The organism is Azospirillum brasilense, assembly GCF_008365405.1.
GTDB classification, from domain to species: Bacteria; Pseudomonadota; Alphaproteobacteria; order Azospirillales; family Azospirillaceae; genus Azospirillum; species Azospirillum brasilense_D.
Genome location: NZ_QOKV01000013.1, coordinates 156,109 through 178,252 on the forward strand (window position 1 = coordinate 156,109; position 22,144 = coordinate 178,252).

At 67.5% G+C, this 22,144-nt stretch carries 17 protein-coding genes and 1 pseudogene; 9 read left to right on the plus strand and 9 right to left on the minus strand.

Going from position 1 to position 22,144, the window contains the following annotated elements; translation table 11 throughout:
- Nucleotides 1-2: 2 nt before the first annotated feature.
- Both DS837_RS19780 and DS837_RS19785 read right to left on the minus strand, forming a co-directional pair.
- Nucleotides 3-524 carry a hypothetical protein gene (locus DS837_RS19780; RefSeq protein WP_247890037.1) on the minus strand — a complete coding sequence of 174 codons (522 nt, stop codon included), beginning with the start codon at nucleotides 522-524 and terminating at the stop codon, nucleotides 3-5.
- Nucleotides 525-605: 81 nt separating this feature from the next.
- Entirely contained in the window at nucleotides 606-899 is a 294-nt protein-coding gene (locus tag DS837_RS19785; RefSeq protein ID WP_149166329.1) for an acylphosphatase, read from the minus strand.
- A 244-nt stretch (nucleotides 900-1,143) separates the two neighbouring features.
- Here DS837_RS19785 and DS837_RS19790 point away from each other — a divergent pair, with 244 nt between their 5' ends.
- Entirely contained in the window at nucleotides 1,144-2,010 is an 867-nt protein-coding gene (locus tag DS837_RS19790) for a DUF2189 domain-containing protein (RefSeq protein WP_149166330.1), read from the plus strand.
- Nucleotides 2,011-2,031: 21 nt separating this feature from the next.
- On the opposite strand, the gene DS837_RS19795 is transcribed toward DS837_RS19790, so the two are convergent.
- Genes DS837_RS19795 through coxB form a run of 3 tightly spaced genes read right to left on the minus strand, consistent with a single transcriptional unit; the run spans nucleotide 2,032 to nucleotide 5,881 of the window.
- Entirely contained in the window at nucleotides 2,032-2,391 is a 360-nt protein-coding gene (locus DS837_RS19795) for a hypothetical protein (protein WP_149166331.1), read from the minus strand.
- Between the two features lie 8 nt (nucleotides 2,392-2,399).
- On the minus strand, nucleotides 2,400-4,931 hold the full coding sequence (ctaD, locus tag DS837_RS19800; protein WP_149166332.1) for a cytochrome c oxidase subunit I: 2,532 nt from the start codon (nucleotides 4,929-4,931) through the stop codon (nucleotides 2,400-2,402).
- On the minus strand, nucleotides 4,928-5,881 hold the full coding sequence (gene coxB / locus DS837_RS19805) for a cytochrome c oxidase subunit II (protein ID WP_247890038.1): 954 nt from the start codon (nucleotides 5,879-5,881) through the stop codon (nucleotides 4,928-4,930). Before coxB ends, ctaD begins: the two co-directional genes overlap by 4 nt.
- Nucleotides 5,882-6,100: 219 nt before the next feature.
- Here coxB and DS837_RS19810 point away from each other — a divergent pair, with 219 nt between their 5' ends.
- From DS837_RS19810 to DS837_RS19840, 7 genes are all read left to right on the plus strand, one after another.
- The gene (locus DS837_RS19810; RefSeq protein WP_149166334.1) at nucleotides 6,101-7,234 is read left to right on the plus strand and encodes a c-type cytochrome; all 1,134 of its coding nucleotides are present in this window, start codon (nucleotides 6,101-6,103) and stop codon (nucleotides 7,232-7,234) included.
- 599 nt (nucleotides 7,235-7,833) lie between these two features.
- Nucleotides 7,834-9,336 (plus strand): alpha/beta hydrolase, encoded by a 1,503-nt coding sequence (locus DS837_RS19815; RefSeq protein ID WP_149166335.1) that lies wholly within the window; start codon nucleotides 7,834-7,836, stop codon nucleotides 9,334-9,336.
- A gap of 23 nt (nucleotides 9,337-9,359) precedes the next feature.
- Complete coding sequence (locus tag DS837_RS19820; RefSeq protein WP_149166336.1) at nucleotides 9,360-10,643, plus strand: patatin-like phospholipase family protein; 1,284 nt, start codon at nucleotides 9,360-9,362, stop codon at nucleotides 10,641-10,643.
- Between the two features lie 24 nt (nucleotides 10,644-10,667).
- Nucleotides 10,668-12,143 (plus strand): GntP family permease, encoded by a 1,476-nt coding sequence (locus tag DS837_RS19825; protein ID WP_149166337.1) that lies wholly within the window; start codon nucleotides 10,668-10,670, stop codon nucleotides 12,141-12,143.
- Between the two features lie 49 nt (nucleotides 12,144-12,192).
- Nucleotides 12,193-13,293, plus strand: coding sequence for an efflux RND transporter periplasmic adaptor subunit (locus tag DS837_RS19830; RefSeq protein WP_211102339.1), 1,101 nt, complete (start codon nucleotides 12,193-12,195; stop codon nucleotides 13,291-13,293).
- Nucleotides 13,290-16,361 (plus strand): efflux RND transporter permease subunit, encoded by a 3,072-nt coding sequence (locus DS837_RS19835; RefSeq protein ID WP_149166339.1) that lies wholly within the window; start codon nucleotides 13,290-13,292, stop codon nucleotides 16,359-16,361. The genes DS837_RS19830 and DS837_RS19835 overlap by 4 nt, the downstream gene beginning before the upstream one ends.
- A gap of 39 nt (nucleotides 16,362-16,400) precedes the next feature.
- On the plus strand, nucleotides 16,401-16,946 hold the full coding sequence (locus tag DS837_RS19840; RefSeq protein ID WP_247890039.1) for a hypothetical protein: 546 nt from the start codon (nucleotides 16,401-16,403) through the stop codon (nucleotides 16,944-16,946).
- 41 nt (nucleotides 16,947-16,987) lie between these two features.
- Here DS837_RS19840 and DS837_RS19845 read toward each other — a convergent pair.
- Nucleotides 16,988-17,304 (minus strand): annotated as a pseudogene (locus tag DS837_RS19845) (hypothetical protein); the annotation flags it as partial.
- 84 nt (nucleotides 17,305-17,388) lie between these two features.
- Between DS837_RS19845 and DS837_RS19850 the strand changes: the two are divergent.
- A complete protein-coding gene (locus DS837_RS19850; RefSeq protein ID WP_149166342.1) occupies nucleotides 17,389-17,697 on the plus strand; it encodes a hypothetical protein in 309 nt (102 codons plus the stop codon).
- A 184-nt stretch (nucleotides 17,698-17,881) separates the two neighbouring features.
- On the opposite strand, the gene DS837_RS19855 is transcribed toward DS837_RS19850, so the two are convergent.
- The 3 genes from DS837_RS19855 to mgtA form a co-directional block, all read right to left on the minus strand.
- The gene (locus DS837_RS19855) at nucleotides 17,882-18,778 is read right to left on the minus strand and encodes a universal stress protein (RefSeq protein WP_170295913.1); all 897 of its coding nucleotides are present in this window, start codon (nucleotides 18,776-18,778) and stop codon (nucleotides 17,882-17,884) included.
- Nucleotides 18,779-19,033: 255 nt separating this feature from the next.
- Nucleotides 19,034-19,510: a 6TM ABC transporter family protein gene (locus DS837_RS19860; RefSeq protein WP_149166344.1), complete on the minus strand. Its 477-nt coding sequence runs from the start codon at nucleotides 19,508-19,510 to the stop codon at nucleotides 19,034-19,036.
- On the minus strand, nucleotides 19,500-22,118 hold the full coding sequence (gene mgtA, locus DS837_RS19865; protein ID WP_149166345.1) for a magnesium-translocating P-type ATPase: 2,619 nt from the start codon (nucleotides 22,116-22,118) through the stop codon (nucleotides 19,500-19,502). Before mgtA ends, DS837_RS19860 begins: the two co-directional genes overlap by 11 nt.
- Between the last annotated feature and the right edge of the window lie 26 nt (nucleotides 22,119-22,144).

Consider the following 22,144-nt stretch of genomic DNA (forward strand, 5'->3'; position numbering starts at 1 on the left):
CTTTACCGCTTCGGCGTCCCGGTGGGCGCCCCGGCAGACTGGGCGTCGTTCAGGACGCGCAAATCCTCGTTGGTGATTGACACGATGGTGCAGCCGGTGCTGTCGCCGTTGCGGAACAGGTAGATCAGCTTTCGGTTCGCCTGCTTCTTCGGATCGTGCAGGTTCAGGCCATGGCCGAAGGCGACGCCCAGAACCTCGCCCTTGAAGATGGCGCGGTAGCGCATGGGCATCTGTTCCCGGAATTGGCGGGAGGCGCAGGCCTTGCTCAGCTCCTTCTCGAAGGTTCCGGCGTGCCGCCAGTCCTGGGTGGAGCGGATCGTCACCCATTGCGGCGGCAAGGGGTACCGAACCACCGGTGGCGACAGCGGCAGGTCGTAGCCGCCGGGCGGCACCGGCGGCATGTGCCCCGGCTCGGTCCGGTCGAGCGGCCCCTTGGCCCAGGCGGCTCCGGTCGTCAGCATGCCGAGCGACAGAAGCGTGCCGCGCAGGAGCCGGAGCGCTGATTCTGGCCTTTTGCCGCTCATCCCTGTCCGCTTGCCCCCCCATCCGCACCCGACAGCCTAGCCGCGTATGGCTAACAGAAGGCTAACCATCCCGCCCCGCCGTCACTGCGTCGGGCGCTGCTCGAACACTCCCGGGCCGGGATCGCGGGCCGGCTCCACGGCGATGTCGCCGACCATGGCGGCGGAGGGGCCGCGGCGGCAGGCCTCCAGCATCCGGTCGACGACGTCCGCCGGACCGGCGAACAGCGCCTCCACCGTGCCGTCGCCACGGTTTCGCACCCAGCCGGCCAGCCCCAGCCGGTTCGCCGTATCCACCGTCCAGCCACGGTACCACACGCCCTGCACCTTGCCATGAATGCGGGCCAGCACGGCCTTGCGGTTGTTCTCTTCCGCCATTCCCATCCCCGGTGTCTTCTCCGTACGGTCAGGACAATAGGACAAACGCCGGTTCCGGAAAACCCGGCGCCCCCCGGCGCCCTCCCCTCCCCCAATGAACAGTCCCACCAACCATTCGTCGGCGTATCATCCGTGCATGGCGGGGCGCGGGACCTCCTGTGACCGCCGGGCCGCGACAGCGAAGGCCGCGACCGGGCACGGGCGGGCTCGCGCTCCCTGAACGAACGGTTCGGGAGGAACGGACATGACCATCCGAAACCCTGCGGAATGGGGAGCGGCCCATTTCAAATCCTGGTCCCACGGCTTGGCCGAAGCGGGCCACGCCATCGCCCCGCCGGCGCGGGAACGGGCGGCGCTGGAGCCCACGGTACGGCGCATCCGCAGCGACGACCTGCGCGACGCGCTGCGGAAGGGGCTTCATGATTTCATGGCCTGCCGGACCGACGTCCTCTTCATCGCCCTGATCTACCCGCTGGTCGGACTGCTGCTGGCGGAGGTGGTGTTCAACGAGAACGCGCTGCACCTGCTGTTCCCGCTGGCCTCCGGCTTCGTGCTGATCGGCCCCTTCGCCGCGGTCGGCCTGTACGAGATGAGCCGCCGGCGCGAGCGGGGTGACCGCGTGTCCTGGGTGGACGCCTTCGCGGTGGCGCGCTCCCCGGCCTTCGGGGCGATCCTGGCGATGGGGGCGATCCTGACGGCGGTGTTCCTGCTGTGGCTGGTGGCGGCGCAGCTCATCTACATGGCCACCCTCGCCCCGCTGGCGCCGGAGGGCTGGAGCGCCTTCACCCAGGCGCTGTTCACCACCCGCGCCGGCTGGGCGATGATCGTGCTGGGGATCGGGGTCGGTTTCCTGTTCGCCGTTCTGGCGCTGGCGATCAGCGTCGTCAGCTTCCCGCTTCTCATGGACCGCCGGGTCGGCGTGGCGACGGCCATCCGCACCTCCGTCCGCGCGACGCTGAGGAATCCCGAGCCCATGGCACTCTGGGGCCTGATTGTGGCGGGCGGGCTGCTGCTCGGCTCGCTGCCCGCCTTCGTCGGGCTGGTGATCGTCATGCCGGTGCTCGGCCACGCCACATGGCACCTCTACCGGCGCCTGATTCCCGAGGGCTGATCCCGGAGTGAGACAACCGGGTCAGCCGCAGGCCGGCACCTGCAGGGCGGGAAGCCCGTTCCACAGGATGGCGACCAGCGATCCCGCAGCGGCGAGCGCGGTGAACAGGCGGATGAAGCGGCGTGGGTCCTCGCTGGCCCGCCGGCCCGGCGCGGCGCCCCACAGCGCCGCCGCCAGCACGCCGGCGGCCAGCAGCAGGGCGACCGCCGTGGCGCCGAGGATCAGAACCACCGCGACGGGGTGGCCGTACAATTCCACCCCGTCCCATTCGCGGGCGCAGATCAGCCCGTTGATGCCGTAGACCGCCGCGAAATGGGCCGCCCAGATCAGGAAGGCCGACATCATCCCGGTGAAGGTCGCGGTGAACGCCGTCTTCTCCATGCCCCACCTCACACGGCCAGCCGCGGGAACAGATGCACCAGCAGGAGCGACACCACGCCCTGCCCGCAGGTGTAGAGCCACACCAGCATCACGTTGTCGAAGGTGACCCGGCGCTGCGCGTGCAGCAATCCGGCGAAGGAGCGCGCCAGCGTGAAGCCGGTCATCAGGACCAGGATCACGACGTGAAAGACCTGCCAGGAGGCCAGCATGTAGACGATCGCGCCGTAGGCGCTCTCCGACGCCACGAGGCCGCTGCCGATGTGGTTGTAGGGCTCGGCCACCGCGGCGGCCAGCATCAGCAGGAGACCGGCGAGCAGGAGGCCCCGCATCGCCCAGGAGCGGTTGCCGGCCACGGCGCGGCTCGCCAGCAGCATCGCCCCCGCCGCCACGACCCAGAGCGCCGCCTCGCCGAACAGCCACCCCAGCCCCGGCAGGGCGTCGGTGCCCACCGGCCAGACGTCCGGGCTGACCGTCCACAGGAAGACGTAGGTGAAGCACAGGCAGGCGAAGGCCGTCCCGTCCACCAGCAGCAGGACCGCCGTCCCCCACCAGGAATGGTTCTCCGATCCCTGGAGATAGACCGGCACGCGCCAGCCGCCGCCGACGTCCTGCGGCGGGTGGTCGGCGCCCTTGTCCAGGCTCCACACCCACCAGAAGACCGAGGCGATGGCCAACACCCCCGGCACCAGCGACACCCAGTAGAGCTGCACCGCCAGACAGATGAAGTGGGCGGCGGTGAACAGCCCGGCCAGGAAATGGCTCCAATGCGGGCCGGGCATCGGCATCAGATACTGGGGCCGGGCCTCGATCGGGCTGGTCACGATGGTCTCGCGCCGGCGGGTCGGGGCGCCGGGCAGATAATGGGCACCCTCCTGCACCTCGCGCGACAGGGTCGGGTTGTCCCACAGCGGGTAGAGGGAGCGGACGTGCGGGATGCTGCGCGTTGCGTAGTCGTCGTTCGGAATCCACTCCAGTGTCCCCGCCTTCCACGGATTCTCCGGCGCCGGGCGCCCCCGGCCGAAGGCGTCGCGCGCCATGTCGATCAGCACCAGCAGGACGCCGAAGGCCATCACGAAGGCCCCGACGGTCGAGACCATGTTCAGGACGTTCCAGCCGAGATCCCCCGGGTAGGTGTAGACGCGCCGCGGCATGCCCATCAGGCCGCTGACATGCATGGGGAAGAAGGCGACGTTGAAGCCGATGAACATCATCCAGAAGGCCCAGCGCCCCAGCCGCTCCGACAGCATGGTGCCCTTCAGCGTCGGCCACCAGTGGTACAGCCCGGCGAAGACCGGGAAGACCATGCCGCCGATCAGCACGTAATGCAGGTGCGCCACCACGAAGTAGCTGTCATGGGCCTGCCAGTCGAAGGGGATGACCGCCACCATCACGCCGGTCAGGCCGCCGGCCACGAAGATGAACAGGAAGCCCAGCAGGAACCACGTCGCCACCGTCCATTGCAGCCGCCCCTTGCCCAGCGTGGCGATCCAGGCGAAGACCTGGATTCCGGCGGGCACCGACACGGCCATGCTGGCGGCTGAGAAGAAGCTCAGGCTCAGCGGCGGGATACCGGTGGCGAACATGTGGTGCACCCACAGGCCGAAGCTGAAGAAGCCGGTGCCGACCAGCGCCACCACCACCCAGTCGTGGCCGACCAGCGGCCGCTGCGCCAGCGTCGGCACCATCATCGACACCAGCCCCGCCGCCGGCAGGAAGATGATGTAGACCTCCGGATGGCCGAAGAACCAGAACAGGTGCTGCCAGAGCAGCGGGTCGCCGCCCCGCTCCGCGATGAAGAAGGGCCAGTCGAAGGCGCGCTCGATCTCCAGCAGCGCGGTCGCGACGATCACCGCCGGGAAGGCGAAGACGATCATCCCCGCCATGACCAGCATCGACCAGCAATAGACCGGGATCTTGTCCAGCGTCATGCCGGGCGGGCGGGTGCGCAGGATGCCGACGATGATCTCGATGGCCCCGGCGATGGCCGAAATCTCGATGAAGCCGATCCCGAGCAGCCAGAAATCGGCGTTGATGCCCGGCGAGAACTTCATGCTGGTCAGCGGCGGGTACATGAACCAGCCGCCGTCCGGCGCCACCTCGAAGATCAGCGAGCAGAAGAAGGCCAGCCCGCCGAACAGGTAGGCCCAGAAGGCGAAGGCCGACAGCCGCGGAAAGGGCAGGTCGCGCGCCGCCAGCATGGAGGGCAGCAGGAAGACGCCGATGGCCTCGACGATGGGCACGGCGAACAGGAACATCATGCCCGTGCCGTGCACGGTGAAGAACTGGTTGTAGAGGCTGTGCCCCAGCACGTCGTTTTCCGGCACGGCGAGCTGCGTCCGCATGACCAGCGCCAGCGTGCCCGAGATGACGAAGAACAGCAGCGCCGTGCCGATGTACATCACCCCGATGATGTTGTTGTTCACCTCCTTCAGCAGGCCGAGGCCGGAGGTCGGCTTCCAGGCGCGCTTCAGCGCCTCCAACTCCTCCGGCGGGCGCGGCAGGCGGTTGGGCAGGGCGGCATCGTCGAGCGGCGGGGTCATTTCAGGCTCTCCAGCCAGACGGCGATGGCGTGCAGATCGTCGCCGCCCAGGATCGGAAAGGACGGCATGCGGTTCTCCGGCTTGATGTGCTGCGCCCCGGCGATCCAGCCGGCCAGGGCTTCCGGCGTGTTGGGCAGCGTCCCGGCGGCCAGCGCGCCGCGCCCGCCGACATGGGTCAGGTCCGGCCCGGCCGCCCCGTTGGCCGGCGTCCCGCGCACCGTGTGGCAGGCCCCGCAGCCGGCACGCAGAAAGGCGTCGCGCCCGGCGGCCTGCTGCGGCCCGTCGGGTTCAGCGGCGGGGCGGCGCTCGGCGGCCAGCCAGTCCTCGAAACGCTCGGGCGGCTCCACCACCACGTCGAAGGCCATCAGCGCGTGCTGGGCGCCGCAGTACTCGGCGCACTGGCCGCGGTAGGTGCCGGGCCGCTCCCCGACCAGGATCAGCCGGTTCTCGTGGCCGGGGATCATGTCCATCTTGCCGCCCAGGCTGGGCACCCAGAAGCTGTGGATGACGTCCGCCGCGGTCACCACCACCTCCACCGGCCGCCCGGCCGGGATGACGAGGCGGTTGGCGGTGCGCAACACCTCATCCCCCTCCCCCACACCAGGGTAGCGGACCTCCCACCACCACATGTGGCCGGTGACCTCGATGCGCAGCGGCTCCACCCCGCCGGTGTCCGACAATTGCCGGGCCACCGCGAACTCGTAGACCTGAAGCGCGGTCAGCGTGACGATGGGAAAGACGATGCCGCCGCCGATGATCCAAGCGCGGCTTCCGGGGAAGCGTTCCGGCCGGGCGATGACGGCGTACCCCGCCAGCGCCATGACGAAAAGGAAGATGACCCCGCCCCCGGCGACGAGAAGCAATGTCAGGTCGAGGATCGCCTCGGCGTTGCTTCCGGCGGGGTGGAGCGCGGATTGCGGACCCTGTTCGCAGGCCGCCAGGAGGCCCATTCCGCCGGCCAGGGCCGCCCCCCGCCAATTCCGTCTGCATCCTTCGCTGCGGCCAGACCTGCGGTCCATGCACCCCCCTCGCGGCGTTGGCCCGCGGCGGCGGGCATCGTCGTTGCACGGCTAAACTCACGGCAAGGCCGCAGGTTCCGCCGGAACTTCGGTCATCGGGGGAGCATTCATTCGGAGACGAACACTCTCAACCGCCGGAGCGTCCCATCCATGCGCAGAGTTCTGACGATCATCGGGCTGGTTCTGGGCGCCCAAGCGGTGGGGGGCTTCCTGTTCGCCTGGTCGGGGCTCTACAGCATCGCCGCGAGCAAGGAGCACTGGCCGCCGGTCACTTGGTTCTTCGGCATGGCGATGCGCAGTTCCATCGAGACGCACGCCGCCTTCGTGAGCGATCCGCCCGACCTCGACGACCCGGCGCTGATCCGGCGCGGCGCCGGCCACTACGAGGACGGCTGCGCTCCCTGCCACGGCGCGCCGGATGTCGGGCGCAACCCGATCTCGCGCCACATGCTGCCCACCCCGCCCTTCCTGCCGGGCCATGCCGGGGACTGGACGGACAAGCAGCTCTATTGGATCACCTACAACGGCATCAAATACGCCGGCATGCCCGCCTGGCCGGCGCAGGCGCGCGACGACGAGCCGTGGGCGGTTGCCGCCTTCCTGCGCCGGCTCGACGGCATGAGCGCCGAGGAATACCGCCGCCTCGCCTTCGGGGAAACGCCGCCCGACGGCGACCGCTCGGCCCTGGCCGATCTGCAAATGCTGGACGGCTCCGTTCGCGAGGTTCTGGACAATTGCGCCCGCTGCCACGGCTATGATGGCGCCGGGGGCGGCCCCGGGGACAGCACTGCCGCCTTCCCCCGCCTGTCCGGCCAGAACGCCGACTATCTCTTCCACGCGCTGAAGGCCTACGCCGAGGGGGGCCGGCACAGCGGCATCATGCAGCCGGTGGCCGCCGGGCTGGACGATTCGATCCTGCGTGCTCTCGCCGACCACTATGCGGGGCAAACGGCGGCGCCCTACCCGCCCCCGCCCGCCGACGCCGATCCGGCCCTGCTGGAGCTGGGCGCCCGGCTCGCCGATTCCGGCGACCGCGACACCGGCGTGCCGGCCTGCTCCGGCTGCCATGGCGAGGACCGCGACCCGCGCTATCCCCGCCTCGACGGCCAGCACGCGAGCTACATCGCCGACCAGCTCCGCCTCTGGCAGAGGGACGCGCACGGCGACACGCCGCTGTCCAGGATCATGGGCGCCGCTGTGCGCAACCTGACGGAGGAGCAGATCCACGCCCTGTCCCTGCACTACGCGCTGAGCCGCCCACGGGAGACGGCGGAGACGGAGTGAGCCGGTCCCGTTTTCCCGACATTTGGATAAGCTTGGTTCGCCCAGGATGAAGGACGGACCCGATGACGGGAAAACCGAGGCGGCATTCGGCGGAGCACAAGGCGAAGGTGGCGTTGGAGGCGATCAACCGTCTCATCGGCACGATCCTCCCGGCGCAAAATGACGATTCGGCCGTCCAGCGGGTACGCCGCAGGATGCTTCCACGCTTCACCCAAAGCCGGTGCACAGCGTAGGGCTATCCCCCTTCCATCCGAGGGACGAACTCGGGTTGTAAACACCGATGCGGAATGCGGCGCAGCCCAGATCGATTCCTATGATCACGCCGGCCCGTTCAATTATTCATACACTAAACATCATCAATCACGCAGAACTTGCGTTCTTAATAAAGTCATTTTCGTCGAAACGGCTGCCGTAAATTGGGTGTGATGCCATAACTCATAATGAATGACCTGATTAGTCAATATGGAAGCCTTTCATCAAAAATGCCCTTTGCATAACATGAGCATGCCCGATCGCGTTGCGGCATGATCATTGCGTTAGCATTCCTATAGATTTTCGGTGGCCAAGCGAACCCTGCCAAACTCGAAAGTCATATCTTCATGAAACTGTGGGCACAAAAATTTTTAAGGAGAATAATCACGCTGCTCGCCGTGAGTGTCGCCGTCCTTCTTCTTGTGCGCGCCTATGACTCGCAACGTGGCCTGCCACTCGAGATTTGGCATACCTTCGTACCGCAGGAACTGCACAGGAAGGATCTGGAGAGCAGCGGCTGGACCGAATACATGAAGACAGAGGCTGCCATCTTCGACAGTGTGCGGGCGGAAGTCAGCCAGAAACTGCCCCCAGGGGAGCGCATACCAGTCAACCGTTATTTCGATGGAAGCCCGATCTACCCTGGGAAGTTCTCGCGGGACTGGAACCGTTCCTATGTGCTCGAGCCCGACGGTCCGGTCAAAGGAGCGGTGCTGTTCCTTCACGGTTTGACCGACTCCCCTTACAGCCTTCGTCACATCGCCCGCCTTTATCAGGCGTACGGATTCGTCGCCATCGCCATCCGGTTGCCCGGCCACGGCACGGTTCCCGCAGGCCTGACGGACATCGATTGGGAGGATTGGTTGGCAGCCACCCGATTGGCGGCACGGGAAGCGCAGCGGCGAATCGCCCCGGACCAACCGTTTCACGTCGTCGGGTTTTCGAACGGCGGCGCGCTTGCGATGATGTACGCCCTCGACGCCCTCGACGACGCCCGGCTGAAACGCCCGGACCGCATCGTTCTGATCTCGCCGATGATCGGGATCACCGCATTCGCGCGCTTCGCCGGGCTGGCCGGTTTGCCCGCGATCTTCCCCCCATTCGCTAAGGCCGCCTGGCTCGGCGTGGTGCCGGAATTCAACCCCTTCAAGTACAACTCGTTTCCGGTCAACGGCGCACGGCAGTCGCATCTGCTGACATCGGCTCTTCAGAGCCGAATCGCGAACCTTGCGGGCCATGGCCGATTGGACGGCCTTCCGCCGATCCTCACCTTCCAGTCCGTGATGGATTTCACCGTCAGCACGCGTGCGATCCTGTCCGGCTTGTACGCCCACCTGCCCGCCAACGGCAGCGAACTCGTGCTGTTCGACGTGAACCGCAACACCAAGTTCGGCCCGCTCCTGAGTTCGGCGTCCGACACCATGCTGGCGCGCATCCTGCCCGATCCGCCCCGCCGGTTCAGAACCACGATCATCACCAACGCCGATGCGGAGCGCCCCGACGTGGTCGCGCGCACGATGGAGGCCGGCACGGCGACGGAACAGGTGCATGAACTGGGGCTGATCTATCCCGCCGACGTCTATTCGCTTTCGCACGTCGCCCTTCCGTTTCCGACGAGCGACTCCCTTTACGGCCTGCACCCCGATCCCAACGAAGATTTCGGCATCCATCTGGGCGCGGTCGCCGCCCGTGGAGAGCGCGGAGCCTTGATCGTCAGCATGGACGCCCTGCTCCGCATGTCGTCCAACCCCTTCTTCCCCTACCTGCTGGGGCGGATCGAGGAAACCCTGGCACCGGAAACGTCCGGGGACGCCTCAAGCCACCTGCTGCCCAACGACCGGTCCCCCTAGACACCCTGGAAGGCGGTGAAGACATGGCCACCAAGAAGGTCGCGATCGCCTGCCAGGGTGGAGGAACGCACGCCGCGTTCACCTGGGGCGTCCTGAAAACCATCCTGACGACGAAGCAGGGCTGGGACGAGACCCCGCGGGACGGCGACACCTTCGACATCGTCGCGATCAGCGGCACGTCGGCGGGCGCGCTGTGCGCGCTGGCGGTTTGGTACGGCCTCGCCCCGAACACCGCCGACACGGCGTGCGGCACCATCGGCAAGGCCATCGAGCGCCTGGACTTCCTGTGGACGACCTTCGCCGCGATCACCCCGGCCGAAGCCGCCCACAACCATCTGGTCGCCACCCTACTGGGGTGGAAATCACAGGGACTGCCGCTGCCGGTGTCCAACCCCTACTCCCCCGTCGGTCAACTTGGACTGGCCGGCCTCAACATGATGGGAGCCCGTTGGCAATATCTTGGATTTCCGGAGTTGCTGAAGGACCTGTGCCCGCATTTCGACACGATCGATTGGCCGCGGGTGGCCGAAGCCGACATCCGGATTCTCGCCGGCGCCATCGAGGTGCTCAGCGGCAATTTCGAGGTGTTCGATTCCAACAAGACCCTCGAACAGAAGGGTCTGCGGCCGGACGGCCGGGAGATCAACCAGTACGACATCACCCGCTGGCGCATGCGCCGGGCGATCTCGCTGGCGGGCGTGGCGGCGTCGGGGACGCTTCCGGAGGTCCTGCCCGCCCAGGTCATCCCCGACATGGTGTTTCCGACCTGCGTGCCCGGACGGACCGTCACCCGCAACGGGTATTACTGGGATGGCCTGTATTCGCGCAACCCGCCGGTGCGCGACCTTCTCGACGCGAAGGTGAAGGACGAAAAGCCGGACGAGATCTGGATCGTGCGCATCAATCCCCAGGAATTCCACCCCGCCTCCCCGAACATCGGTCTCGAGGACATCCGGGACCGGGAGAACGATCTGGCCGGCAACCTGTCGCTCAACCAGGAACTGGACGCCATCATGACGATCAACCAATGGATCGAGCGGTACGGGAACGGGCGTCCACCGTTGGACAATCATAAGATCGTCGCAGTCCGGACCATCAAGATGACCCGCGACACCGCCTGGGGCCTCAAGCACACCTCGAAATTCAACCGCTGCCCGGACTACTTCGCGACGCTTCGCGAGGAAGGGCGAACCGTCACAGAAGGGTGGCTGGCGGACTGGCGGAGGCTCGGCAAGGACTTTCCCCGCTATCCCTACGACGCGCGCTACCCCGAGCCGCCGCAACCGCCTTCGCACGGAGCCCCCTGAGCAGGCCCCCACGGAGCCACCGCCATGATCGATCTCGCCTTCGTCCTCGTCGCGCTCGCGCTGCTCATCGTTCTGGCCTATCGCGGCGTGACCCTGCTGATCGCCGCACCGGCGGCCGCGCTGCTCGCCGCCCTGCTGACCGGCGGCCTGCCGATCCTCGGCGCCTACACCCAGATCTTCATGACCAACGCCGGCTCCTTCATCATCGCCTTCTTTCCCCTGTTCATGCTTGGGGCGATCTTCGGCAAGCTGATGGACGACACCGGGTCGGCGCGATCCCTCGCCCGGCTGGTCAGCGCCCGGCTGGGACCGGACCGTGCGGTCGTGTCGGTGGTGCTGTGCTGCGCCGTCCTGACCTACGGCGGCGTGTCGGCCTTCGTCGTCGCCTTCGCGATCTACCCCGTGGCCGCCGCCCTGTTCCGCGACGCCGACATCCCGAAGCGGCTGATACCGGGCGCCCTGGCGCTGGGCGCCTTCACCTTCACCATGTCGGCCCTGCCGGGAACGCCGGCGATCCAGAATGCGATCCCCATGCCCTTCCTGGGCACCACGGCCTTTGCCGCGCCGGGCCTCGGAATCGTCAGTGGGCTCGTGATGTTCGCGCTGGGCGTGTTGTGGCTGGACCGGCGCGCCGCCACCGCGAAGGCCTCCGGCGAGGGGTACGGCGACCATGTCGACGGTCCCCCGGAGCTGGATCGCGTGGTGCGCGAACGCGCGCAATGCGAGGGATTCGACATCGCCGAACTCTCCGCCGAACCCGCCCCGCAGGGACGCGCCGACACGGAGGCCCTGCCCCCCGCCGCGCTGGCCGTGTTGCCGATCGTCGTGGTCATTGCCAGCAACTTCCTGTTCGTCCAGGTCGTCGCTCCCCGGATGGACACCGCCTTCCTCGCCGAGCCGCGGTTCGGGGCCACGACCATCGAGGCCGTGCGCGGCGTATGGGCGGTCATCGTGGCGCTGTTCCTCGCCATCCTTCTTCTGATCGCCGGCAACTGGAACCGTCTGGGCGATCTGCGCACGAGCCTGGACCGGGGCGCCGACGCTTCGGTCCTGCCGATCTTCAGCACGGCGAGCCTCGTCGGCTTCGGCGCGGTGATCGCCGCCCTTCCGATCTTCGGGACGATCAGCCACGCCGTTCTTGCCATCGGCGGCGGCAACCCCCTGGTGTCGGTCGCGGCGTCCGTGGCGGTTCTGTCCGCGATGACCGGCTCGGCGTCCGGCGGCATGAGCATCGCGCTCGACGCGCTCGGCCCCGCCTTCGTGGACATGGCGCACACGTCCGGCTTTTCGCTCGACGTGATGCACCGGGTGACGGCGGTCGCCTCGGGTGCGCTCGACGCGCTGCCGCACAACGGCGCCGTCATCACGCTGCTCACCGTCTGCCGGCTCAACCATCGCGACTCCTATGGCGACGTCTTCGTCGTCGCCGCCGCCATACCGATGCTCGCCCTGGTCGTCCTGATCGTTCTGGCCAGCCTGCTCAAGCGCCTCGGAATCTAGGGCGAACGTCACATCGGGATCGCCGGACGCCGAAAAAATGGGGGAATCCGTGAACCACAAACGAGCCGAACGCGCACGCCGCCGATGGGCTCTGTTCGCCGTCGCGCCGTCGATCCTGCTCGCGGCATGCGGTTCCGGCGAGGAACCCGCCGCGGACCCGGTCCGCCCCGTGCGGGTGGTGACGGTCATCAAGCACGAGGGTGGCGAGACCCTGTCGTTGTCCGGCCAGATCCAGGCGCAGGACGAGGTCAACCTCGCGTTCCGCATCGACGGGCGGATGATCGAGCGCCTGGTGAATGTCGGCGATCAGGTCGAAGCGGGGCAAGCCATCGCGCGCCTGGACCCCGAACCGGCACGCAACGCCCTGAGAACGGCGCAGGCGAACCTGAGCGCCGCCATGGGACAGCAGACGCTGGCACGCAACGACTACGAGCGGCAGGCAACCCTCCTGGGCCAGGGCTGGACGACCCGCGCCCGCTACGACACAGCGGCGCAGGCGCTGAAGGCGGCGGTGGCGCAGGTCGATGCGGCGCAGGCGCAGTTCGACACCGCGAAGGATCATCTGGGCTACACGGAGCTGGTGGCCGACGGTCCCGGCACGGTCACCGCCCGCGGCGCCGAACCCGGCGAGGTGGTGGCGGCCGGCCGCATGATCGTGCATCTGGCCCGCCGGGACGGGCGGGACGCCGTTTTCGACGTTCCGGCACCGGTGTTCCGGATCGCCCCGGCCAACCCGGTCGTCACGGTGGCCCTGACCTCCGACCCCGCGGTGCAGACCATGGGGCGCGTGCGCGAAGTGGCACCGCAGGCCGACCCGGTGACCCGCACCTTCACGGTCCGGGTCGGCCTTCAGGACCCGCCCGACGCGATGCGCCTCGGCTCGACGGTCACCGGGTCGATCCGGACCGGCGGCGTGGGCGGCTTCGAGATTCCCGCAACGGCGCTGACGCAGGCGAACCGGCAGCCGGCGGTCTGGATCGTCGATCAGGCGACGAGCACCGTCGCGTTGCGCAACATCGACCTCGAACGCTACGACCTCGCCCGGGTCATCGTCGCGCGCGGCCTCGAAGCCGACGAGGTCGTGGTCACCGCGGGCGTGCAGGCGTTGCGGCCGGGGCAGAAGGTCCGCATGCTCGGGGCCGGGCCATGAGCGGCTTCAATCTTTCCGCGTGGGCGATCCGGAACCGCTCCCTGGTCCTCTTCCTGATGATCGGAGTCGTCCTGGCTGGAACCCTCGCGTTCCTGAAGCTCGGCCGGGCGGAGGACCCGGCCTTCACCATCCGCACCATGGTGGTGCAGGCGCAGTGGCCGGGCGCCACCCTGGACGAAACGCTCCAGCAGGTGACCGAGCGGATCGAACGGACGCTGCAGGAGGTGCCGAACCTCGACACGCTGCGCAGCTACACGGTTCCCGGAACGGCCGTGATCTTCGTCGATCTGGTCGGCAGCACCCAGGGCCGCGCGGTGAGCGACACTTGGTACGAGGTGCGCAAGAGGGTCGGTGACATGCGCCACACCCTTCCGCAGGGCGTCCTCGGTCCCGGCTTCAATGATGACTTCGGCGACACCTTCGGCATCATCTACGGCTTCACCGCCGACGGGTTCACGCACCGTGAACTGCGCGACGCCGTCGAAGACGTCCGTTCGCGCCTGCTGCTCATCCCGGACGTCTCGAAGATCGAGCTTCTGGGCGAGCAGGACGAGCGCGTCTACGTGGACTTCTCGCTGGAGACGCTGGCGGGGCTGGGGGTCGAGCCCGGCGCCCTGATCGCCGCCTTGCAGGCGCAGAATGCGGTGCGCCCGGCCGGCGTGCTGCGCACCGGCAAGGAGGCGCTGTCCCTGCAGGTCTCGGGCGCCTTCGCGTCGGAGCAGGACATCCTCGACGTCAATTTCGTGGCCGGCGGGCGCATGCTGCGCCTGCGCGATCTGGCCGAGGTGCGCCGCGATCTGGCCGATCCGCCCCAGCCGCTGTTCCGGGTGAACGGCGAGCCGGCGATCGGGCTCGCCATCGCGATGCGTCCGGGCGGCGACATCCTCGCCCTGGGCCGGAACGTCTCGGCGGCGATGGCGCGCATCGGCGCCGGCCTGCCGATGGGGATCGAGGCGCATCTGGTGGCCGATCAGGCGCGCACGGTCGACGAGGCGATCTCCGACTTCATCACGTCGCTGTGGCAGGCCGTCGTCATCGTGCTGATCGTCAGCTTCGTCGCGCTCGGCCTGCGCGCGGGCGCCATCGTCGCGATCACGATTCCCTTGACGCTGGCCATCGTCTTCGCCGCGATGGATCTCCTCGGCATCGACCTCCAGCGCATCTCGCTGGGCGCGCTGATCATCGCGCTCGCCCTGCTGGTGGACGACGCCATGACCACCATCGACGCGATGACCCGGCGGCTCGCCGCCGGCGACCGGATGGAGGTCGCCGCCGTGTATCCCTACAAGGCCCTGGCCATCGCGATGCTGTCCGGCACGCTGGTGACCATCGCCGGTTTCGTGCCGATCGGGTTCGCGCAGAGTTCCGCCGGCGAATACACCTTCTCCATCTTCGCCGTCGTGGGCATCGCTCTGATCGCGTCCTGGCTCGTCGCGACCGTCTTCGCACCCGTCCTGGGCATGATGCTGCTGCGGCCGCCCAAGCCGGGTCGTGGCGGAGAGCCCGGCGCCGTGCTGCGGCTGTACCGCCGTGTTCTGAACGCGGCGATCCGGTTCCGCGGAGTAACGATCGCGACGACGCTCGGCCTGTTCGTCGCCGCGATCCTGGCGCTGGGTCTCGTGCCGCGGCAGTTCTTCCCTCCGTCGGACCGGGTCGAGCTTCTGGTCGATCTCCGCCTGCCGCAGAACGCCTCGATCCACGCCACGCGCGAGGCGGTCGAGCGGTTCGACGCGCTGCTGGCCAAGGAGCCGGGGGTCGCGCGCTGGAGCAGCTATGCCGGGCGCGGCGCGATCCGCTTCTACCTGCCGCTGAACGTCCAGCTCGCCAACCCCTTCATCGGCCAGACGGTGGTCGTGACCACGGACATCGCGGCGCGCGAACGGCTGCAATCCCGCCTGGAAACCCTGCTGGCCGAGGAGTTCCCGGACGCCGTCGCCCGCGTGTACCCGCTGGAACTCGGGCCGCCCGTGGGATGGCCGCTGCAGTACCGCGTCGTCGGGCCGGACCCGAGCGAGGTGCGCGAGATCGCGATGAAGCTCGCGCAGGTTGTCGCGACGTTCCCCGAGACGCGACGGATCAACTTCGACTGGATGGAAACCGCCCGCAAATTGCGGGTGCGGATCGACCAGGACGAAGCGCGGCGCCTGGGCTTGAGTTCGGCCGCCGTCGCCACCATGCTGAACGCCGCCGTCTCGGGAAGCTCCGTCACGCCGATCCGCGACGGGATCTATCTGATCGACGTTCTGGCGCGGGACGCCCGCGGGCAGACCCTGTCGGTGGAAACGCTGCGCAGCCTGCCGGTGTCCCTGCCGAACGGACGGAGCGTTCCGCTGAACCAATTGGCGTCCTTCGGCTACACCCAGGATCTTCCGCTGGTCTGGCGGCGCGGTCGTCAGCCGACCCTGACGCTGCAGGCGGACGTGGCGCCCGGCGTCCCGCCGGAATCCGCCATCGACGCCTTGGCGCCCCGCATCGCCGACCTGTCGACCGCCCTGCCGCCGGAATACCGCATCGAGGTCGGCGGAATCGCGGAGGAAAGCGCCAAGAGCCGCGCGTCGGTCTTCGCCGTCGTCCCGTTGATGCTGCTCCTCGTGCTGACCGTGCTGATGGTCCAGCTTCGCAGCTTTCAGCGTCTGGCGATCGTGCTGAGCGTGGTGCCGCTCGGCCTGATCGGCGTCGTTCTGGCGCTGCTGGCGTCCGGTCAGCCGCTCGGCTTCGTCGCCATATTGGGGGTCCTTGCGCTCGTCGGCATGATCGCGAAGAACGCGGTGATCCTGATCGAGCAGATCGAGGCGGAGCGGGCCGCCGGACGAGCCATCCCGGACGCCGTGGTCGAAGCCTGCGGCTCCCGGTTCCGCCCGATCATGCTGACCGCCGCCTCTACCGTGCTCGGCCTCATCCCGATTGCCTTCACGGTGTTCTGGGGTGCGATGGCCTTCGCGATCATGGGCGGCCTCCTTGTCGCGTCGCTGCTGACGCTCGTCTTCCTTCCGACGCTCTATGTGGCGTGGTTCAGCCGCCGCGAGACGGTGCGCAAGCCAGCTTCGGCCCGTCCATCGGCGGTGTGACCGCCTTGGGACATTCGGTCTTGAACGCGGGAAATGAGGATGCCGGTGGAAACGAAGAACAACGTCATCGACATCAGGCTCTGCCACCTGTCGCAGTTGTTCGACAGCGTCGATCCGTCGCCGTTCCGCGAAGGCACTCTGACGCCGGGCGCCGAGGAGTATTTCCTGAGGCGGGTGAAGGAACTGCCCGTGAATCAGCCGGTTCGCATCGTGATCCATCTTCCGGCCAAGGAGATGACGCGGTGTCCGCCGTTCGATGTCGCCGCCGCGCTGACCGGCCATTTCGCCGCCTGTGCTGCGGGCGAGGCGAAAAGGAATCGCGAGTCCATCCGAACGTGGCGCCAAGCGGCCTTGATCGGTTTTGTCGTTCTATCCATCTGCCTTTTCCTTGCTTGGCAGATCTCCAACAATTTTCCGGCTCGCCCGATGACCCGGATTTTGCAGGAGAGCTTCGTCATCCTTGGTTGGGTCTCGGTCTGGAAGCCCATCGAGACCTTTCTTTACGAGCTGCTGCCGCCGGACAAACGCCGCCGCCGGCACCTGCTGCATCGCCTCTCGTCCGCCGAAGTCGTCGTGTGCGAATAATTTCAGCGTCGAGCTATGCGGGAGATTGGGTGACGGGGCGGTCAGGCGGCGTTCTGAGACACGGCTTCGATGACCTCGATGCCGTCGCGGAATGTGACGCCGTGGACGACCTTGGGCAACCGGTTCTCGCCCTGCAGCCGCCGCCAGGTTTCCGCCGTCTCCCGGTCCGGGACCATCCGGATCTCGCGCAGGTCCTGCTTCATCGCCGGCGGCGCGGACGTGGCCACCCTGTTCAGCACGTTGGCGGTCTTGTGCACCCAGCAGCGCTGTCCAGGCCGATGGCGAGGCCACGCGCCTGGATGTCGATCCGTTCCTTCCGGTCCGCCGGGGTGGCGCCGACGATCGCCAGCATGCACTCAATAATCAGCCGTATTCCCTAGAGCGGATTGGCTGAAATCTGGTAGGTTGAACGAGGCTTTAACCGGCGAAAGGGGGGTCTTGGATGCCGTTGACGGAAAGGACCGCCCAGGGCGATCAGTATGTCCTTCCCGGTGCGGAGCGCCGGACCGAGCCCGGACTTCCCTACGCTGCCGAACCCGACGGCCAGTTGGCTCTGCATTTCTATGAGCCTCCCCGTACCGACGAGAAGAATTCTGGCAAACCGCCCCCTTTGCCGCGTCCGCTCCCCCGCCCCACGCCAATCAACGAAGGTCCGCTTGCCGGCCGTGTCGCGTTCTTCCCGCAGGTCATGAAAGATGTGACCGAAGCCTTCCGAGGTTTTTCCGGCGTGACGAAAGAACGCCAGGATTAGAGCATCGTGCATGAAAGGTGAATCGGAGTTGCGCCGGAGCTGAGGCTGTGATTCGCCGTCTTTGAAGGTGGCTCACGGGTCGAGGCTGTTGGTCGGACCTTCAGGTTCGGGTTTATGAAGAGATCGAGCGAGGCGGTTCCCGCCTTCATATCGCGTGATAGGAGGGCCACTCCAGCTTGGCCGGTCAATGGGCCAGCAACACGGCGCAGCCAGTGGGATGCGTCAGAACGTGGCGCGTGGCACCGCCCAGTATGATCTCCCGCATCCGGCTATGCCCGTAGCCACCCATCACCAGCAATCCGGCATTCAGAGCGTGCGCCGCTTCCACCAGGGCTGCACCGATCGGCTGGCCTTCCCGGCCGACCTTGTGGATGGTGGCCTGGACGCCGTGCCAGACGAGGTGGTCGGCCAAAAGCTGCGGCTGCGGCCGTGGCCGCCCCCGGAGCACGCCAGCCAGGGCATCCATGGGGCCTTCGTCCGCGATCAGGATGGAGGCCTTGCGCGCCCGAGAGATGAAGCCCATGGCGCCGGCGACCGCGCGCACCGACGACAGGCTGCCGTTCCAGGCGATGGCGACGGTGTCGAGCCGCTCCATGGCACCGCCGGTCAACAGCAGGGGACGGCCCGACTCGAACAGCACGCACTGGGAGACCTCCAAGTCCACCGGCTCGCCGGCCGGCCTGGCCAGGATGGTCAGATCGGCAAAGCGCGCCCGTGCCGGCAGGATCCAGGCGGTCGGGCCGGTCGCCTCGCGCCAAGAAACCGACACGCCGTTTCCCTTGGCCAATCCTTCCGCGGGCCGCTCCGTCACGATTGCGGAGGCTCTGGCCACCATTTCATCGAACATCCGCCGGGCCGCCGCCGCGGTTTTCTGCGCTTTGCGCTCGGCTTCATCGACGACCTCCTGGAGGATTTCGGCGGAAACACTTTCGCCGTACAAGGGCAGATCATCGCGCGGATCGCGCCGAACATGCAGGACCTCGATATGGGCCGCGAAGAGGCGTGCCAGCGCGAAGGCCTCTTCCAGAAGCGCCGCATCGGTGGGAAGACCGCCGACCGGAATGAGGATGTTCTTGATCATGGGGCCTCCCGAGCGCTTCATGCAAATAAGGACAAAGACTCGGAGATCCTGCCTACCCGTCGCTGTGCTGCCTTATCCCAGATTAAGGGATCTCAGATTAAGGGATCCCAGAGTAAGGGCGTTCCTTTCCGCCTTCGGCGTCAGGCCTCGCAAACCGTGCCATGACCCAATGATCGCTTCAACCATCGTTGTTCGGCAGACTTGGCGACGCCTTCTCCGAAGAAAGGTGACGCTCCTATTGAAACGACCGCCCCGTCAAATGGGCACCGACGGCGACTTGCCGGACCGCGGGTCCGCCTCCGACAGGACCGGTGCGATCGCCACACCGTCTTGTTCATGCGAAGCGCTCGACTGCGAGGCATGGCCGCACAAGCGGAGAATCGTCATGCGCAGGTGCCTCACCGCCGTTTCGCTGACCCAGCCACGGTAGAGGTTCAGGATGAACTTGAGCAGGCCTTCAAGAATGGCGATGCCGAGAGAGACGATGGACAGCCCCATGATCGCCGAAAGCGATCCGGACGAAATGGCGTCGTTGACGATGCGCCTCTGGATTTCATGGGGCCACACGCTCAAAAGGAAGACCATGGCGGATAGGACCGACAGCCCGCCTTGGTGTTTCCCGCTGTGGCGCCACACATAGCTGGCGATCGATGGCGGCGACGGTTCGGGCCGGCCTCCCTGCGCTGCAGCTTCGTGCCGCACCGCGTGAATCATCGTATCGTCAGGCATCATGCGCTCGGTGCTCGGATCGCGGGCTGGACGGTCCGTGCGGGAACCGGCCCGCCGCCATCGCCCCTCGTCGCACCTGTCGCCCAAACCAGCGATAAAACAAGCGCTTGATGCACTCGGCCAGAATCAGATAGGCAGCGACGGTCCCCGCCAGGAAGATGAAAAAGGCCAATGGCAGGCTTACGAAGCCGAACAGCGGGCCGAGCGGGCTCAGCGGGATGAGTGCCGCAAGCAGGACCATCCCCACCGACAAGGCCGCCAGAAGTGGATGCGGCCGACTGACCAGAGGCGACCGCCGCGTCCGGATGACGAAGATGATCAGCGCCTGGGTCGCCAGGGATTCCACGAACCAGCCGGTCTGGAAAAGCGCCTCCCCGGCACCGAAGATGGTCAGCAGGGCATAAAAGGTCAGGAAATCGAACAGGGAACTGACCGGCCCCAGGATGAGCATGAAGCGACGGATCAGATCCATGTTCCAGCGGACTGGGCGGACGATGGTTTCCGGATCGACGCGGTCGAAGGGGATGCCGATCTCCGACGCGTCGTAGAGCAGGTTGTTCAGCAGCACCTGGATCGGCAGCATCGGCAGGAAGGGCAGGACCAGCGCGGCGCCCGCCATGCTCAGCATGTTGCCGAAATTCGAACTGCTTCCCATCAGGATGTATTTGGTGACGTTCTCGACCGTGCGGCGGCCTTCCAGCACGCCGCCGTGGATCACCGACAGGTCGTGCTCCAGCAGGATCAGGCTCGCCGCGTCCTTGGCCACGTCGGCGGCGCCGTCCACCGAGATGCCGACATCGGCGGCGTGCAGCGCCGCCGCGTCGTTGATGCCGTCGCCGAGAAAGCCCACCGCGTGACCGCGCTGCTTCAGCGCCAGCAGCACGCGCTGCTTTTGCGGCGGCGACAGCCGGCAGAACACATTCACCTTGGCGAGCCGCAAGCGGAGCGCCTCCTCGCTCATGGCGCGCAGCTCGTCGCCGGTGATCAGACCGGTCACGGGAATGCCCAGATCGCGGCAGACGTGCCGGGTCACGCGGTCGTTGTCGCCGGTCAGTATCTTCACGGCGACCCCGGCCTTCGACAAGGCGTGCACGGCCGCCGCCGCGTCGGCCTTGGGCGGGTCGAGGAAGGCGGCGAAGCCGGCGAACACCAGTTCGGTCTCGTCCGTGACCCGCGCTTCCCGCTGGTCCGGCCCGACCACGCGCGAGGCGATGCCGAGCACCCGGAACCCGTCGTCGCTCAACTGTTCGAACAGGCGCCGGACGCGCGCCCTGGCCTCGGCGTCGAAGGCGCTCGGCTCCCCCGGCCCCGGCTCGTAATGGGTGGACAGGCGCAGGACGTCCTCCGGCGCCCCCTTGACGATCAGCAGGTGCTGTCCGCCGCGCTCCAGAAGGACGGAGACGCGCCGGCGCTCGAAGTCGAAGGGGACCTCGTCGAGTTTGTGCCAATCGACGGCATCCGGTTGGCCATGCTCCAGGATGGCGTCGTCGAGCGGGCTGCGGATGCCGCTTTCGAAGCGGCTGTTGAGCCAGGCCAGCCGGAACACCTCGTCGCTGTCTTGTCCTTGAGCATCGATGTGCCGGACCAGACGGATGCGCGCCTCGGTCAGGGTACCGGTCTTGTCCGTGCACAGGACATCCATGGCTCCCAGATTGTGCAGCGCCGTCAGCCGCTTGACGATCACCTTGCGTTCGGCGAGACGCAGGGCGCCGCGGGCCAGCGTCACCGTCACGACCATCGGAAGCAATTCCGGTGTCAGCCCGACCGCCAGTGCGACCGCGAACATCAGCGATTCCAGCCAGGGCCGGTGGAACAGCACGTTCGCCAGCAGCACGAACAGCACAAGGAACACGGTCACACGCAGGATCAGCAGACCGAAATGGCGCACGCCGATCTCGAAATCGGTGGGCGGCGGCGCCGCTCTCAGGCTGTGCGCCATCGCGCCGAGCAGGGTGGCGCGCCCGGTCCGCAGGATCACCGCCCGTCCCGTGCCGCTGATGACCGACGTGCCCATGAACAGCGTGTTGGTCGCCTCGCCGGGATCGACGACGTGCGGCAGGTCGGCCACGTGCTTCTCGGTCGGATAAGGCTCGCCCGTCAGCAGCGCCTGGTTCACGAAGAGGTCGCGCGCCTCCATCAGTCGGGCATCCGCCGGCACGAGGTCGCCCGCGGCCAACTGCACGACGTCGCCCGGCACCAGCCGCTCGACCGGCAACACGCGTTCCTGGCCATCGCGGAGGACCCTGGCCCGCAGCGCAACCGAGCGGCGCAGGTCCTCGATGGCGTTGCCGGCACGGACTTCCTGAACGAAGTCGAGAACGACGCTGACGAACACGATGCCCATGACGATGGCGAAGCTGTAGAAGTCGCCGGCCATGGCCGAGAATCCGCTGGCCAGAAGCAGGATGATCAGCAGAGGGTTGCGCAGGCGGTCGAGGAACTGGAGCCACAACGGCCTCCGCCGCACCGCCGAAAGGTCGTTGGACCCGCAGCGGGTCAACCGCGCGTCCGCTTCGGCGCCGCTCAACCCACCCGCCGTGCTTCCGATCCCGGCGAGGAGGGAGTCCAGCGGCTGGCTGGCCAGGGCGACGCTGTCGGGATCGCTTCCCATACCGCCCGTCTCCTTGCACGCTGCGT